This is a genomic window from Corallococcus sp. CA041A, from assembly GCF_003612075.1.
Lineage (GTDB): Bacteria > Myxococcota > Myxococcia > Myxococcales > Myxococcaceae > Corallococcus > Corallococcus exiguus.
Map to the genome: position 1 here is coordinate 1 of NZ_RAWF01000793.1, position 249 is coordinate 249.

Genomic DNA, 249 nt, shown 5'->3' on the forward strand with positions numbered 1-249 from the left:
TTCGCCCAGGCGTAGTAGCCACTGCGAGAAACCTCCAGATGACGGCAGAGGGAGGCTACCGGGAAGAGGGCCTTCTTCGCGTCGATGAAGGCGAACTTCATTTCATCTCCTTCGCGAAGAAGGCCGCCGCATTTTTTAGGATTTCTCGCTCCAGCCGCAGCTCCCGGTTCTCCTTGCGCAGCCGGGAGAGCTCCTCGCGCTCCCCTGTCGCCAGCGCTCCGGGCCTGCCCTCACCCCTGTCCGTCTTCG

The 249-nt window shown here is 63.1% G+C and carries 1 pseudogene; it reads right to left on the reverse strand.

The features are described from left to right. A pseudogene (locus D7V77_RS45485) lies at window positions 1-249 on the reverse strand (IS3 family transposase); the annotation flags it as partial.